Origin of the sequence: Micromonospora sp. CPCC 205561 (assembly GCF_036906775.1) — a bacterium.
In the GTDB taxonomy this organism is placed as follows: Bacteria; Actinomycetota; Actinomycetes; order Mycobacteriales; family Micromonosporaceae; genus Micromonospora.
The window spans coordinates 106,630-119,941 of the sequence record NZ_JBAKHV010000001.1; the positions used below are offsets into that span (position 1 = coordinate 106,630).

General features: G+C 74.4%; 15 protein-coding genes. 13 read left to right on the forward strand and 2 right to left on the reverse strand.

Features of this window, described 5'->3' with window-relative positions; genetic code table 11:
- Window positions 1-20 precede the first annotated feature (20 nt).
- Window positions 21-1,640, forward strand: a complete 1,620-nt coding sequence (locus V6V16_RS00475) for a DUF885 domain-containing protein (RefSeq protein ID WP_334558419.1) — start codon at window positions 21-23, stop codon at window positions 1,638-1,640.
- A gap of 92 nt (window positions 1,641-1,732) precedes the next feature.
- On the opposite strand, the gene V6V16_RS00480 is transcribed toward V6V16_RS00475, so the two are convergent.
- Entirely contained in the window at window positions 1,733-2,425 is a 693-nt protein-coding gene (locus tag V6V16_RS00480) for a hypothetical protein (protein WP_334558421.1), read from the reverse strand.
- Between the two features lie 233 nt (window positions 2,426-2,658).
- Here V6V16_RS00480 and eno point away from each other — a divergent pair, with 233 nt between their 5' ends.
- Genes eno through V6V16_RS00500 form a run of 4 tightly spaced genes read left to right on the forward strand, consistent with a single transcriptional unit; the run spans window position 2,659 to window position 5,744 of the window.
- A complete protein-coding gene (gene eno, locus V6V16_RS00485) occupies window positions 2,659-3,942 on the forward strand; it encodes a phosphopyruvate hydratase (protein WP_334558423.1) in 1,284 nt (427 codons plus the stop codon).
- 35 nt (window positions 3,943-3,977) lie between these two features.
- Window positions 3,978-4,616, forward strand: coding sequence for an FtsB family cell division protein (locus tag V6V16_RS00490; protein WP_334558990.1), 639 nt, complete (start codon window positions 3,978-3,980; stop codon window positions 4,614-4,616).
- A gap of 34 nt (window positions 4,617-4,650) precedes the next feature.
- Window positions 4,651-5,208, forward strand: coding sequence for a DUF501 domain-containing protein (locus V6V16_RS00495; protein WP_334558425.1), 558 nt, complete (start codon window positions 4,651-4,653; stop codon window positions 5,206-5,208).
- Between the two features lie 2 nt (window positions 5,209-5,210).
- Window positions 5,211-5,744, forward strand: a complete 534-nt coding sequence (locus V6V16_RS00500) for an amino-acid N-acetyltransferase (RefSeq protein ID WP_334558427.1) — start codon at window positions 5,211-5,213, stop codon at window positions 5,742-5,744.
- A gap of 47 nt (window positions 5,745-5,791) precedes the next feature.
- Here the strand turns inward: V6V16_RS00500 and V6V16_RS00505 are convergent, their stop codons facing one another.
- Window positions 5,792-6,691 carry an alpha/beta hydrolase family esterase gene (locus V6V16_RS00505; protein WP_334558429.1) on the reverse strand — a complete coding sequence of 300 codons (900 nt, stop codon included), beginning with the start codon at window positions 6,689-6,691 and terminating at the stop codon, window positions 5,792-5,794.
- Between the two features lie 94 nt (window positions 6,692-6,785).
- Between V6V16_RS00505 and V6V16_RS00510 the strand changes: the two genes are divergently transcribed.
- The 8 genes from V6V16_RS00510 (at window position 6,786) to V6V16_RS00545 (ending at window position 13,262) form a co-directional block, all read left to right on the forward strand.
- Window positions 6,786-7,784, forward strand: a complete 999-nt coding sequence (locus V6V16_RS00510) for an ArsR/SmtB family transcription factor (protein WP_334558430.1) — start codon at window positions 6,786-6,788, stop codon at window positions 7,782-7,784.
- Window positions 7,785-7,811: 27 nt separating this feature from the next.
- Window positions 7,812-8,750 carry a Ppx/GppA phosphatase family protein gene (locus V6V16_RS00515; protein ID WP_334558991.1) on the forward strand — a complete coding sequence of 313 codons (939 nt, stop codon included), beginning with the start codon at window positions 7,812-7,814 and terminating at the stop codon, window positions 8,748-8,750.
- A 94-nt stretch (window positions 8,751-8,844) separates the two neighbouring features.
- Window positions 8,845-9,633, forward strand: a complete 789-nt coding sequence (locus V6V16_RS00520) for a hypothetical protein (protein ID WP_334558432.1) — start codon at window positions 8,845-8,847, stop codon at window positions 9,631-9,633.
- 69 nt (window positions 9,634-9,702) lie between these two features.
- Window positions 9,703-10,035, forward strand: coding sequence for a PadR family transcriptional regulator (locus V6V16_RS00525; protein ID WP_334558434.1), 333 nt, complete (start codon window positions 9,703-9,705; stop codon window positions 10,033-10,035).
- The gene (locus tag V6V16_RS00530) at window positions 10,032-11,039 is read left to right on the forward strand and encodes an HAAS signaling domain-containing protein (RefSeq protein ID WP_334558436.1); all 1,008 of its coding nucleotides are present in this window, start codon (window positions 10,032-10,034) and stop codon (window positions 11,037-11,039) included. Before V6V16_RS00525 ends, V6V16_RS00530 begins: the two co-directional genes overlap by 4 nt.
- 115 nt (window positions 11,040-11,154) lie before the next feature.
- The gene (locus V6V16_RS00535) at window positions 11,155-11,637 is read left to right on the forward strand and encodes an LppU/SCO3897 family protein (RefSeq protein ID WP_334558437.1); all 483 of its coding nucleotides are present in this window, start codon (window positions 11,155-11,157) and stop codon (window positions 11,635-11,637) included.
- Between the two features lie 205 nt (window positions 11,638-11,842).
- The gene (locus tag V6V16_RS00540; RefSeq protein ID WP_334558439.1) at window positions 11,843-12,529 is read left to right on the forward strand and encodes a dienelactone hydrolase family protein; all 687 of its coding nucleotides are present in this window, start codon (window positions 11,843-11,845) and stop codon (window positions 12,527-12,529) included.
- A 19-nt stretch (window positions 12,530-12,548) separates the two neighbouring features.
- Window positions 12,549-13,262 (forward strand): uracil-DNA glycosylase, encoded by a 714-nt coding sequence (locus tag V6V16_RS00545; RefSeq protein WP_334558992.1) that lies wholly within the window; start codon window positions 12,549-12,551, stop codon window positions 13,260-13,262.
- The last annotated feature ends 50 nt before the right edge of the window (window positions 13,263-13,312 follow it).

The window sequence follows — 13,312 nt, forward strand, 5'->3', positions numbered from 1 at the left end:
CGACCCGGTAGGGTCGGCGGGTGGAATCGTTTGTGCCGCTCGCGGAGCGGATCGTCGACGCGCTGCTGGAGAGCCGACCGGGGCTCGCGACCACCACCGGCGACCACCGGTTCGACGACCGGCTGCCGGACCTCTCCGCCGAGGCGGTCGCGGCCGACCAGGCGATGCTGAGGGACGCCGCGGACGCGCTCGCGGAGCTCGACCCGGACGCCCTGGACGTCGAGCAGCGCGTCGACCACGCGCTGCTCACCTCGTTCGTGGACCGGGAGCTGTTCGAGTCCGGCGACATCCGCGCCCACGAGTGGGACCCGCTGCGGCACAACCCCGGCCCGCTGCTGCACGCGCTGCTCGCCCGCCCGTACGCGCCGGTCGAGGTCCGGCTGACCAGCCTGTCGGGCCGGCTCGCCGCCGTACCGGACGCGCTGGCGACCGCGCGCGCGACGCTGCGCGACATGCCGCGGATCCACACCGAGACGGCGGTCGGGCAGTTCACCGGCACGGCCGCGCTGATCCGCGACGAGGTGCCCGCGCTGCTCGCCCGGGCCCCCGCCCTGCACGACCGGGTCGAGCCGGCCGCCACCGCGGCGATCGCCGCGCTGGAGGAGTTCGTCGCGTGGCTGCGTCAGGGGCTGGCCGCCGACGGCGGCCCGGGGCGGGACCCGCGGCTGGGCCGCCGTCGCTGGGAGGCGCGGCTCTGGCACACCCTCGACACCGAGCTGGGGGCCGCCGAGATCCAGCGTCGGGCCTGGGCCAACCTGGACCGGGTCGGCGAGGAGATCCGCGCGGCGGCCGTCGAGCTGGTCGGCGGCCCGGCCGACGACGAGACCGTACGCCGGGCGCTGGACCTGTTGGCCGCCGAGCACCCGGACGACCACACCATCGTGGAGCTCGCCTCGGTCACGCTGGACGAGGCGACCGACTTCGTGCGCGCCCACGACCTGGTCACGCTGGTCGACGACCCGTGCGTGATCCAGGAGATGCCCCAGTTCGCCCGGGGCGTGGCGGTCGCCTACTGCGACTCGCCCGGCCCACTGGAGACGGCGGACGTGCCGACGTTCTACTGCATCGCGCCCACCCCGGCGGAGTGGCCCGCGCACCGGGTCGACTCCTTCTACCGGGAGTACAACGACCACATGATCCGCAACCTGACCGTGCACGAGGCGATGCCGGGGCACTTCCTCCAGCTCGCCCACGCCCGCCGGCACGTCGGCCCCACCCGGGTACGCGCGCTGACCGAGTCGGGGCCCTTCATCGAGGGCTGGGCGGTCTACACGGAGGAGCTGATGGCCGGCCTCGGCTTCGGCGGCCTGCCGGTGCGGTTGCAGCAGCTCAAGATGCAGCTCCGGATGACCATCAACGCGCTGCTGGACCAGCTCGTGCACTGCGAGGAGCTGCCGGAGGCCGAGGCGATGGCGCTGATGACCGGGCGGGGCTTCCAGGAGGAGGGCGAGGCGGCCGGCAAGTGGCGGCGCGCGCTGCTCACCTCGACGCAGCTCTCCACGTACTTCGTCGGCTACAGCGAGGTGGCGGCGATCGCCGCCGCCCGCCCGGCCGACGTGCCGGTACGCGACTGGCACGACGCGATGCTCGCCCACGACTGTCCGCCCCCGCGCCACCTGCGCACCCTGCTCGGCGTCTGAGGGCACCCGCCGGCAGCCCGGAGCGGCCGGGCGCGGTGCTCCGGGGCCGGGCGTCGCGCCCGTCGCCGGGTGGGTCGCGCGTGCCGGGCCGGTCAGGAGCTGGCCGGGCGGCGGTCCACCACGCCGGCGTCGGGCGGGAGGTCGAAGGCTGTGCCGTCGACGGTCTCCCGGTAGCGGTTCAGCGTCAGCTCGACCTGCCTGCCGTCGATCCTCCCGGTGAAGCGGCCGAGCGCCCCCTCGGTGGTCACGCAGGCGGTGAAGTCCTCGGCGGAGCGCTTCACGTCGACGCAGGTGGCGTGGCGCCCGGCGAGGGTGGTGTCGCTCTGGGCGATGACGGCGTCCGGGTCCAGCGCGGCGGCCGTCAGCAGCCCCACCACGACCGGCGGCGTGACCAGGCCCCGCTGCTTGGCCTCGGCGAACAAGGTCACCGTGGGCTTCGCGTTGGCCGCGGGCGGGGCCTCCAGGGTGCAGGACGCGCGGCCCGCGGCGGTCTCGCAGCGGGCCGTCGCCTCCGGCGTGACCGTGAGCTTGCCGCCGGGCCAGGTGTACGCGGAGCGAACCGGGTCCTGGGTCTGGGCGATGCTGGCGCTCTGCCCGCCGGGGAGCTGGTAGTCGGCGGAGTAGGTCAGCTCCAGCGCCCCGTCGAGCCGGGCGGCCAGGTCGTTCACCAGATCGGACCGGCCGATCGCCCGGCCGGCGTCGTCGAGGGTCTGGCAACCGGTCACCGTGAGCGACGCGATGACCGACACGGCGAGCATGCGGAGGGTGGTCGAGGCGGCGGGCATGGCGCCCAGCCTCGCCGATGGGGTCAACCGCGCGCAAACCCGTTGTCGGTTGAGGCACGAGAATCCGGGAATGTCCCCGTAAAGCATCGCCCGGAGACACGTTCCGGGTGGGGCTCGCGGACGACCGGACCGCCCGCGTCCGAGCGCCGCCCGATACGCTGCGTTCAACATCTGCCTCAGCCGCACCGTCGCGGCCCACACCGGACCGGAACACACAAACGAGGAGCGACTCAGTGGCAACCATCGAGGGAATCGTCGCGCGGGAGATTCTGGACTCGCGGGGCAACCCGACCGTCGAGGTCGAGGTCGGGCTCGACGACGGCACGATCGCCCGGGCGGCGGTGCCCTCCGGCGCCTCCACGGGCGCCTTCGAGGCGATCGAACTGCGCGACGGTGACGCCGACCGCTACCAGGGCAAGGGCGTCGAGAAGGCGGTCTCGAACATCGAGGACAAGATCGTCGACGAGCTGGTCGGCTACGAGGCCAGCGAGCAGCGGCTGATCGACCAGAAGATGCTCGACATCGACGGCACCGACAGCAAGTCCGAGCTGGGGGCGAACGCCATCCTCGGCGTCTCCCTGGCCGTGGCCAAGGCGGCGGCCGGCAGCGCCGAGCTGAGCCTCTTCCGCTACCTCGGCGGCCCGAACGCGCACCTGCTGCCCGTGCCGATGATGAACATCCTCAACGGCGGCGCGCACGCCGACTCCAACGTGGACGTCCAGGAGTTCATGGTCGCGCCGATCGGCGCGCCCAGCTTCCGCGAGGCGCTGCGCTCCGGCGCGGAGGTCTACCACGCGCTCAAGTCGGTGCTGAAGAAGAAGGGCCTCTCCACCGGCCTCGGCGACGAGGGCGGCTTCGCGCCGAACCTGCCCACCAACGCCGCCGCCCTGGACCTGATCGCCGAGGCGGTCGAGAAGGCCGGCTACCGGCTCGGCACCGACATCGTCTTCGCGCTCGACGTGGCGGCCACCGAGTTCTTCGACAACGGCACCTACACCTTCGAGGGTGCCGCGAAGACCGCCGACGAGATGAGCAGCTACTACACCAAGCTCGCCGGCGACTACCCGATCGTGTCGATCGAGGACCCGCTGGCCGAGGACGACTGGGCCGGCTGGCAGGCGCTGACCGCCTCGGTCGGCGACCGCATCCAGATCGTCGGCGACGACCTCTTCGTCACCAACCCGCAGCGGATCGCCCGGGGCATCGCCGAGCGTGCCGCCAACGCGGTGCTGGTCAAGGTCAACCAGATCGGTTCGCTGACCGAGACCCTGGACGCGGTGGACCTCGCCCACCGGGCCGGCTTCCGCTGCATGATGAGCCACCGCTCCGGCGAGACCGAGGACACCACCATCGCCGACCTGGCGGTGGCCACGGGCTGCGGCCAGATCAAGACCGGTGCCCCGGCCCGCTCGGACCGGGTCGCGAAGTACAACCAGCTCCTGCGGATCGAGGAGGAGCTGGGCGACGCGGCGCGGTACGCCGGGGCGGGCGCCTTCCCGCGCTACCGTTCCGCCTGAGACTCGCGAGGCCTCGGGGGAGGGGTGTGACGACGATGCAGCAGCGGCGCACACCGGGTGGTCAGCGTCCCACCCGGCGGCCGGGTCACTCCGGTCGCCCGGGCGGGGCCCGGGGCGCCCGGGCGACCGTCCGCGAGGGCGGCGTCCGCGCCGAGTCGCGGGCCACCGCCGGTCGCGCGCCGGGGGCGTCCCGGGGCGCCGAGGGCGTACGCTCCGCGAGCCGGCCCGCCGCGGCCCGTCGTACGGCCGCCGGCACCGTCAAGCGGCTCTCCGCACCCCGCTCCCGGGGCCTCACCGGGCGCGCCACCGTGCTCTTCGCGGTGCTGATCGCGCTCGCCCTGGCCTACACCTACCCGGTGCGGGTCTACCTCGACCAGCAGGCCGACATCGAGCGGATGGAGGCGGCCCAGGCCGCCCAGCGCAGGGCGATCGAGGAGCTCTCCGAGCGGGCGGCCAAGTGGCAGGACAAGGAATACATCAAGATCAAGGCCAGGGAGCGGTTCTTCATGGGCCCGCCCGGCGAGACGCTGCTGGTGGTGCTCTCCGACCCGGAGGGCGCCGCCCGGGACGCCGGTTCGTCGGCCACGCCGTCGACGCCCGTCACGCGCGATCCCTGGTACGACACCCTCTGGTCGAGCGTGCGGGCCGCCAACGGCGAGCAGCCCGGCCGGTGAGCACCACCCGGACACCGAACGAGAGATGGGCACCGTGACTGTCGTACCACCGCAGGAGCCGGCGGCGGACTCCGTACCCCTGCCGCGGCGCGAACCGGCCACCGAGGCCGACCTGGCCGCGGTGGCCGCGCAGCTCGGGCGCCCGCCCAGGGGCACCCGGGCCGTCGCCCACCGCTGCCCCTGCGGCCTGCCCGACGTGGTGGAGACGACCCCGCGCCTGGCCGACGGCACCCCCTTCCCGACCCTGTTCTACCTGACCTGCCCCCGGGCGACGGCGGCGTGCAGCCGGCTGGAGTCGGCGGGGTTGATGCGGGAGATGGCCGACCGGTTGGCCGCCGACCCCGAGCTGGCCGCGCGCTACCGGGCCGCGCACGAGGACTACCTGGCCCGCCGGGACGCCATCGGCGAGGTGCCGGAGATCGCCGGCATCTCCGCCGGAGGGATGCCCGGCCGGGTGAAGTGCCTGCACGTGCACCTCGGGCACGCGCTGGGGGCCGGGCCGGGGGTGAATCCGCTCGGCGACGAGACGCTCGCGCTGGTGGAGAAGTGGTGGGCGGCGGGGCCCTGCGTCGACGTGCCGGCGGCCGAGTGACCATGGCGGGGGCGGACGGCGGCGCGGCGGGGGCCGACGAGATCGTGGTGCGCCGGGCCCGCACCTCCGACGTGCGCGGCATCCGGCGGCTGGTCGACACCTACACCGACGACCGGCGGCTGCTCAGCAAGGCCACCGTCACCCTCTACGAGGACGTGCAGGAGTTCCGGGTCGCGGTCCGTGCGGACGGCACCGTGGTCGGCTGCGGGGCGCTGCACGTCATGTGGGAGGACCTGGCCGAGATCCGTACGGTGGCCGTCGACCCGTCCTGCCGGGGCCACAAGATCGGCCACCGGATCGTCACCGAGCTGGTCGACGCCGCCCGCGAGCTGGGCGTGGCCCGGGTCTTCGTGCTCACCTTCGAGACCCGGTTCTTCGGCTCGTTCGGCTTCACCGAGATCGACGGCGCGCCGGTGCCGCAACCGGTCTACGAGCAGCTGCTGCGCTCCTACGACGAGGGCGTCGCCGAGTTCCTGGACCTGGAGCGCGTCAAGCCGAACACCCTCGGCAACACCCGGATGCTGCTGCGTCTCTGACCGGGCGGCGCCGGGTGGTCCTCCCGTCCCGGGCCCGCGCCCGACGCTCAGCCGCGGCGCGGGTGGGCGGCGAAGAAGTCCCAGACGAGCTCGCTGGCGACGAGACCCGCGTCGGGGTCGGCGAGCTCGCCGGCCGGCGCCCCGGGCCACGAGTGCCCCATGTCGGGCAGGGTGTAGACGGTGACGTCGCTGCCGTCGCCGCACCGCGCGTCGGTCCGGGTGACCCGCGCCGCGCCCGCCGGCGGCCTGCCGGGCGCCGGTACGCAGCGGAGCCGCCGCTGCCAGGTTCGTACGCCCTCGGCGAAGACCTCGGCGTAGCGGTCCTGCCCGCCGATGAACGTGATCACCGAGACCGGCCGCCGGGGCACGTAGGTCTCGGGGGCCGTCCGGGGGCCGCTGTAGCCGCCGCTTACCACGCCGATCGCCGCGAAGAGCCCCTCGGCCTCGACGGCGGCGCGGAAGCTCATGTCCCCACCGTTGGAGATCCCCGCGAGGTAGACCCGGTCCGGGTCGGCCCGCCACGTCCGCACGAGGTGGGCGGTGAGTTCCCGGAGGAAGCCCACGTCGTCGGCCGTGCCGCAGCAGATCAGCGCGTTGAAGCCGCCGTTACGCCCGTCCGGGTACGCGACCAGGAAGTTCTCCCGGTCGGCCACGGCGTCCAGCCCCGCCGTCTCCCGCAGCCGCGCGCCGCTGCCGGGATAGAAGTGCAGGGCGATCACCAGCGCGGTGGGCCGCGCGGGGTCGTAGCCGGGCGGGGCGTGCAGCAGGTAGCCCCGGTCGGTCCCGCCGTGCGGCAGGGTGAGCCGGTGGTCGCCGGCGGCGGGGCGTTCGACGGCCCCCGAAGGCGACGGAGCCGGCGTCGCGCGGGGCTGACCCCGGTCCCCGCCGCACGCCGTGGCGACGACGGCGAGGACCAGCCCCGTCAGCACCGATACCGTCCGTCGCACGCCCCGCCCCCTCCGTGACCCGGCTCCACACTGGATGGCCCGGCCCGCCGGGGCAACCCTTTCGGTCCAGGCCGAAGGGAGGCAGGCTGCTGGCATGCTCCGTCTCCACCTGGGTCCGGCGGACCTGTGCCGGGTCCGTTTCGCCGACCGCCTGCACCCGGTCGGCACGGCGCTGCTGGCCTGTCAGGCGCTGCACGACGCGGAGACGGCCCTGATGGCGCCGGGACCCGCGGCGGACGCGGCGGCGGCGACGGGCCCGGTCCGCTCCGCCGCCTCCGTGCTGCGGCACCTGCTGCCCGCGCGGGGCCGCCTGCCGGACTTCCTCACCCCGCTGGACGGCCTGGAGTCGGTCGCCGCCGGCCTGGAGGCGATCCGGGCCGTCCCCGTCGGGCGCGTGCGGGCGGAGGTCGCCGCCGCGTACGCCCGGCTGCCCGGAACCCCGCTGCGCCGGCGGTTCGCCGAGGCCGACGGGGAGGCGATGGGCCTTTTCGGCCGGGCCCTGGGCACCTGGCACGACGCGGTGCTCGGGCCGCACTGGGCCGACCTGACGGACGCCCACCGGCACCACGTCGCCGGGGCGTCGGCGCACCTCGCCGCGCACGGCCTGGACGGGCTGCTGAACGCGCTGCATCCGGCGATCCGCTGGGAGGCGTCGACGCTGACGCTGACGGTGCGGACGTGGTGGAGCGCCTCGCTCTCCGGCACCGGTCACGGCCTGCTCCTGCTGCCCTCGCCGCTGGCCGGGCCGCAGCCCCGGGTGCTGGTGGAGCCCGACCGGCCGGTGCTGCTGGTCTATCCCGCGCCGATGCCCCGCCGGGTCGCGGCCGGCGCCCCCGATCCGCTCGGTCGCCTGCTCGGGGCGACCCGCGCGGCGGTGCTGCGCCGGCTCGGCGGCCCCGGCCGGCACACCACCACGGCACTCGGCCAGGCCGTCGGGATCAGCGTCTCCTCGGCGTCCGAGCACGCGGGGGCGCTGCGGGCGGCCGGGCTGGTCAGCAGCGTCCGGGAGGGCGGCGCGGTGCTGCACCGGCTGACGCCGCTCGGCGCCGGACTGCTCGGTGGCGGCGACGACCGGCCGACCGGCGGCACCTGACGTAGGGTTGCTGCCGTGACGACGCGTGTGGCCGCCATCGACTGCGGGACCAACTCGATCCGACTTCTGGTCGCCGACCTGCCCGACGCCTCGGCGGGTCCGCAGGCGCCGCTGGTCGACCTGAGCCGGCGGATGGAGATCGTCCGCCTCGGCCAGGGCGTCGACAAGACGGGGCGGCTCGCCCCGGAGGCGATCGAGCGCACCCGGGTGGCGCTGGCCGCCTACGCCACCGAGATCGAGAAGCTGGGCGCGGAGCGGGTCCGGATGTGCGCCACGTCGGCGTCGCGGGACGCCTCCAACGCCGCCGAGTTCCGCGAGATGGTCGAGCGGACCCTCGGGGTCGCGCCCGAGGTGGTGACCGGCGACGAGGAGGCCCGGCTCTCCTTCACCGGCGCGGTGCGCGGGCTGCCCGCCGACGCGCGGGAGCCGTACCTGGTCGTCGACATCGGCGGCGGCTCGACCGAGTTCGTCGTCGGCACCCGCGCGGGCGGCGTCGAGGCGGCCGTCTCGATGGACATCGGCTGCGTCCGGATGACCGAGCGGCACCTGCACGGCGACCCGCCGGGCCTCGACGAGGTCGCCGCCGCGCAGGCCGACATCGCGGTCGCGGTGGACCGGGCGCTGGAGGCGGTACCGGGCCGGCAGGCGGCCACGCTGGTCGGGCTCGCCGGGTCGGTCACCACCGTGGTCGCGATCGCCCAGGGCCTCCAGGAGTACGACCCGGACCGCATCCACCACGCCCGGGTGTCCCGTGACGCGGTGGCCGACGTGACCGCCGACCTGCTCGGCAAGAGCCGGGAGCGGCGGCTGGCGATCCCGGTGATGCACCCGGGCCGGGCGGACGTGATCGGGGCCGGCGCCCTGGTGCTCCGGGTGATCATGGAGCGGGCGGGGATGGACTCGCTGGTCGCCTCCGAGCACGACATCCTCGACGGCATCGCCTGGAGCCTCGCCCTGCCGGCGTGACCGGAACCCGCTGGTCACCGGCTCGCCGCTGCCGGCCGCGGGGCGGCGCAAGCCCGGGGGAGGCTGCCTTCGACGGCGCCGGTATGTTTCCGCCGTGCTCGTCGATCCCGCTCAGCTGTTGCCCCGTCCGGTGCTGTGCGTGCTCGGCGTCGGCCTGGACTTCGAGGCCGTGGGCAGGATCGCGGCCGAAGCGGGACGTGCGGCCGGCTTCACGCTCGACGACGAGTACTCCGAGCAGGAGCACGACCCGCGGATGTCCGACGCGTTCGAGGCGAGCCTGGCCGGGGCCAGCTTCACCGACGCCGATCGGGAGGCGGTGGAGGCGCACGACAGCGTCGCGTACGTGCTGTCCCGGCCCCTGCGGGCGTTCGCGATGCCACCGGAGTTGCTGCGGCCGACGTTGCTGGGGGTCTCGCGCGCGGCGCTGGCCGTGTCGGCCGCGCTCCTGCGCGCCGGGGCCACCGCGGTGAAGAACGAGAGCAGCGGTGTCGCGCACGGTCGGGACCGGTGGCTCTGCCTGGCCGACGAGGCGGCCGCCGCGACGACAGGCGCTGAGCTGGCCGGCGTGCTGTACCGCGCCTCGGTCAAGCGACCGATCCGCGCCGGCGGGTCGCTGTACAGCTGCGGGATGCACCTGCTCGGGGCGCCCGACGTGGAACTTCCGGCCACCGCCGGCGGGGTCGAGGAGCGGGTCGCACTGATGGACACGCTGGCGCTGTACCTCCTGACCGACGAGCGGGCGGCGGAGATGGCCGACGGCGAAGGGTTCCGCCGCACCGTCGACTCCCCGCGTTGGCTGCTGGAGCACCGCCCGGACGACCGCCACGAGACCGACGACCTCTTCCACAATCCGCTCGGCTACTGGCGCCTGACACCCGCCTGAACCGGAGTCCCAGGGGCGCCCGGCGTTCTTCTTTGACGCTATTGCGCATTGCACACTAGTCTGCAATGCGTGGACACCACACAACTGCTGAAGGGCGTGCTGGATCTCGCCGTCCTCGCCGTGCTCCGGGAGGAGGACGGCTACGGCTACGACATCCTGCGCCGGCTGCGCGACGCCGGGTTGCAGGAGGTCGGCGACGCCTCGGTCTACGGCACGCTGCGCCGGCTCTACGCCGCCGGCCTGCTGACCACCTACGTCGTGCCGAGCGAGTCCGGCCCGCACCGCAAGTACTACTCCCTCAACGCCGCCGGCCGGGACCAGTTGACCCGCTCCGGCAAACTCTGGCGCTCGTTCGCCACCACCATGGACGCACTGCTCGACGATCGGGGGATGGCGGCATGACCGTCATGGGGCAGGAGATCGCGGACTACGCCGCACGGGTCCGGGCCGCGCTGGCCGACCTGCCGCCGGCAGAGCGCGACGAGTTGACCGAGGATCTGCCGGAGCACCTCGCCGAGGTCGCCGCCGAGACCGGCGGCACGCTGGTCGAGCGGCTCGGCGAGCCCGAGGCGTACGCGGCCGAGCTGCGCGCCGCCGCACGCGTCGGTGCCGTGGCCGGCGGTCGCCGCCTGGACCGTCGCCTCGGCGCCGCCGCCGACCGGCTCCGCGCGCGGGCACACCGTTGGGACGTGCAACTCGGACCACCCCTCGGGTACGCCACCGCCAGCGAGTTCCTCCGGCTGCTGCGGCCGGCGTGGTGGGTGCTGCGCGGCTACCTGGCCGCCATGCTCGTCACGGTCGTCACGACCGGCGACACGTTCGGCGTGCTGCCCGAGCTCAACGGCAGCACGCTGGCCGGCCTGGTGCTGCTCGCCGGCAGCGTGCTCGCCTCGATCTGGCTCGGCCACCACACGCCGGGCCTGACCCGGCCCAAGCGGCGGGTGCTGAACGTCGGCACGGCGGTGCTGGTGATCTTCGGGTTGGTCGGCCTTGCGGACATGAACGACCGCGTCGGCGGCGGGGACTTCGGCTACGAGCAGACCTCCGTCGACGGCCGCTACGACCACATCCGGGACGTCTTCGTCTACGACCGCGAGGGGCGGCTGGTGGAGAACGCCCGGCTCTTCGACCAGAACGGCGACCCGATCCGGCTCGGCCACCCGACCTGCCTGGGGGAGATGTACGCGAACGGGACCGGCAACCCGCTGCTGTTCACGTATCCGTACTGCCCGCAGCAGGCGCCGTTCGCGCCCCGCGCGCCGATCGGCTCCCAGCCCTGGACGGGCGTGCCGCCGTTGCCGGCACCCACCAGTTCGGACGGACCCGCCGAGCCCGCGCCCGCCCCGAGCGGGACGCCCGCGCCGACGGGTACGCCGACCGCCGCCCCCGCGCCGAGCCGGACGTGAGGGATATTGCGATGAAGCTGGGAAATAGCTGAACGTATGAGGCTCGCGGGGCAACGGCTGTCGTTCCCGGTCGCTACGGTGTCGTCTGCTCATTCACCCCCCGGAAGGAACTCGCGTGTCAGAGCAGGTCGCACCGCCCCCCGCGCCGGACGCCGCCCAGTACCCCTCGGCCGTCCAGACGCCGCCCCCGGCGGAGCCCAAGGCCGAGAAGTCCGGTTCCAAGAAGCTGCTCGGCATCGTGGGCGCGATCGTCGTGTTCCTGGTCGTCGCGGGCCTCAAGTTCGGCGTCGGCACGGCCATCGGCAACTTCTTGAACAAGGACGAGACCGCCGAGGCCAAGGCCGGCGACTGCATCGCCGAGCTGCCCGAGGTGACCGGCACCAAGGAGGAGAAGGTCGACGGCGCGAAGGTCGTCGAGTGCACCTCCACCGACGCCGTCTACAACGTGGTCGGCCGCGTCGACGGGCAGACCCAGGCGCAGGCCCGCTCCGGCGAGGCGTGCGGGCAGTACCTCAAGGAGGACCAGGAGGGCTACGTCTTCTACAGCATCGAGCCGGGCAAGACGGGCTACCTGCTCTGCCTCACCAAGAAGGCCTGAACCCCCGGCACCACAGCACCGCCGTCGGCGGCGCGGACGACGTCCGCGCCGCCGACGGCGTCTCCGGCTTCCGGTTCCGCGGTGAACAGGAGGTGAATGCCACTGCTTCGCCGTCTTCCCGGAGCGCTTCGTGCGTGGCAGGCTACCGACACGTAGCAACACTGTGCGATTAGCCAACGATGACTGACCGCTAGGAGGACGGCCGATGGGCGAGATGGTGAGCTACCGCGGCAACGGAGGGACGGGCGAGGGGTATCTCGCGATACCCTCCGGCGGTGCGACCAGCCCTGCGGTCATCGTCATCCAGGACTGGTGGGGGCTGGTGCCGCACGTACGGGCGGTCGTGGACCGCTTCGCCGAGGCAGGTTTCGTCGCCCTCGCCCCGGACTTCCGCCACGGCGGCCCGGCCAGCAAGCCGAGCGAGCCCCGGCAGATGCTGAACAGCGCGCAGATGGACGAGGCGGCGGCGGACATCGCCGGCGCGGCGGAATACCTCGCCGGGCGGCCCGAGGTCGCCGGCAAGGTGGGCTGCGCGGGCTTCTGCGCCGGGGCGAGCCTGGCCCTCTGGGCGGCGACCCGGTCCGAGCGGATCGTCGCCACCGCCGCCTTCTACCCCCGGCTGCCGTGGGACGGGATGCGCCCCGAGTGGCCCGACTACGCGGGCAAGGCGGCACTCATCCACTGCTCCGAAGAGGACGGCACCTCCGCCGCCGACGGCGTACGCACCGTCCGCCGCGCCATCGAGACCTCCGGCGGCACCTGCCAGACCTACGACTACCCCGGCACCTCGCACGCCTTCTTCAACGAGGACCGGCCGGAGAACTTCGACCAGCGCGCCGCCGCCACCGCCTGGGCCCGCACCCTCGAACTCTTCCGGGCCAAGCTTGGCTGAGCCGCGTACCCCCGGCGAGGTGGTCGCCCGCGCGGCGCGGGCGACCGACCTGGCCGACCTCGACGCCGCCGTCGGCGACTGCTTCGCCTGCCCCCGCCTCGTCGAGTGGCGGGAGGAGGTGGCCCGGACGCGCCGGGCGGCCTTCCGCGACCAGGAGTACTGGGGCCGTCCCGTGCCCGGGCTCGGCGCCGCCGACGCGCGCATCGCCATCCTCGGCCTGGCCCCCGCCGCGCACGGCGGCAACCGCACCGGCCGGATCTTCACCGGCGACCGCTCCGGCGACGTGCTCTTCGCCGCGCTGCACCGCGCGGGCCTGGCCAACCAGCCGACCAGCGTCGCCGCCGACGACGGGCTGACCGTGCGCGACCTGCGCGTCTTCTCCGCCGTGCGGTGCGCGCCGCCGGACAACAAGCCCACCCCGGTCGAGCGGGACACCTGCGCGCCGTGGCTGCACCGCGAGGTCGAGCTGGTCCGGCCCACCCTGCGCGTCGTGGTCGCGCTGGGTGCCTTCGCGTGGGCCTCGTGGTGGCCGGTGCTGCGTCAGGTGTACGGCGTGCGCCCGCCCAGCCCGCGACCGGCGTTCGGTCATGGGGCACACTGGTCCGGCACGGGTGCGCCGCAACTGCTCGGCTGCTATCACGTCAGCCAGCAGAACACCTTCACGGGGCGGCTGACCCCGGGGATGCTGGACGACGTTTTCGCCCGGGCGAAGCAACTGGCCGGGGTGGACTGAGGCGCGGGGGCGGTGGCGATGACGGACGGAACGCGTCGGCCCGTGCGGCC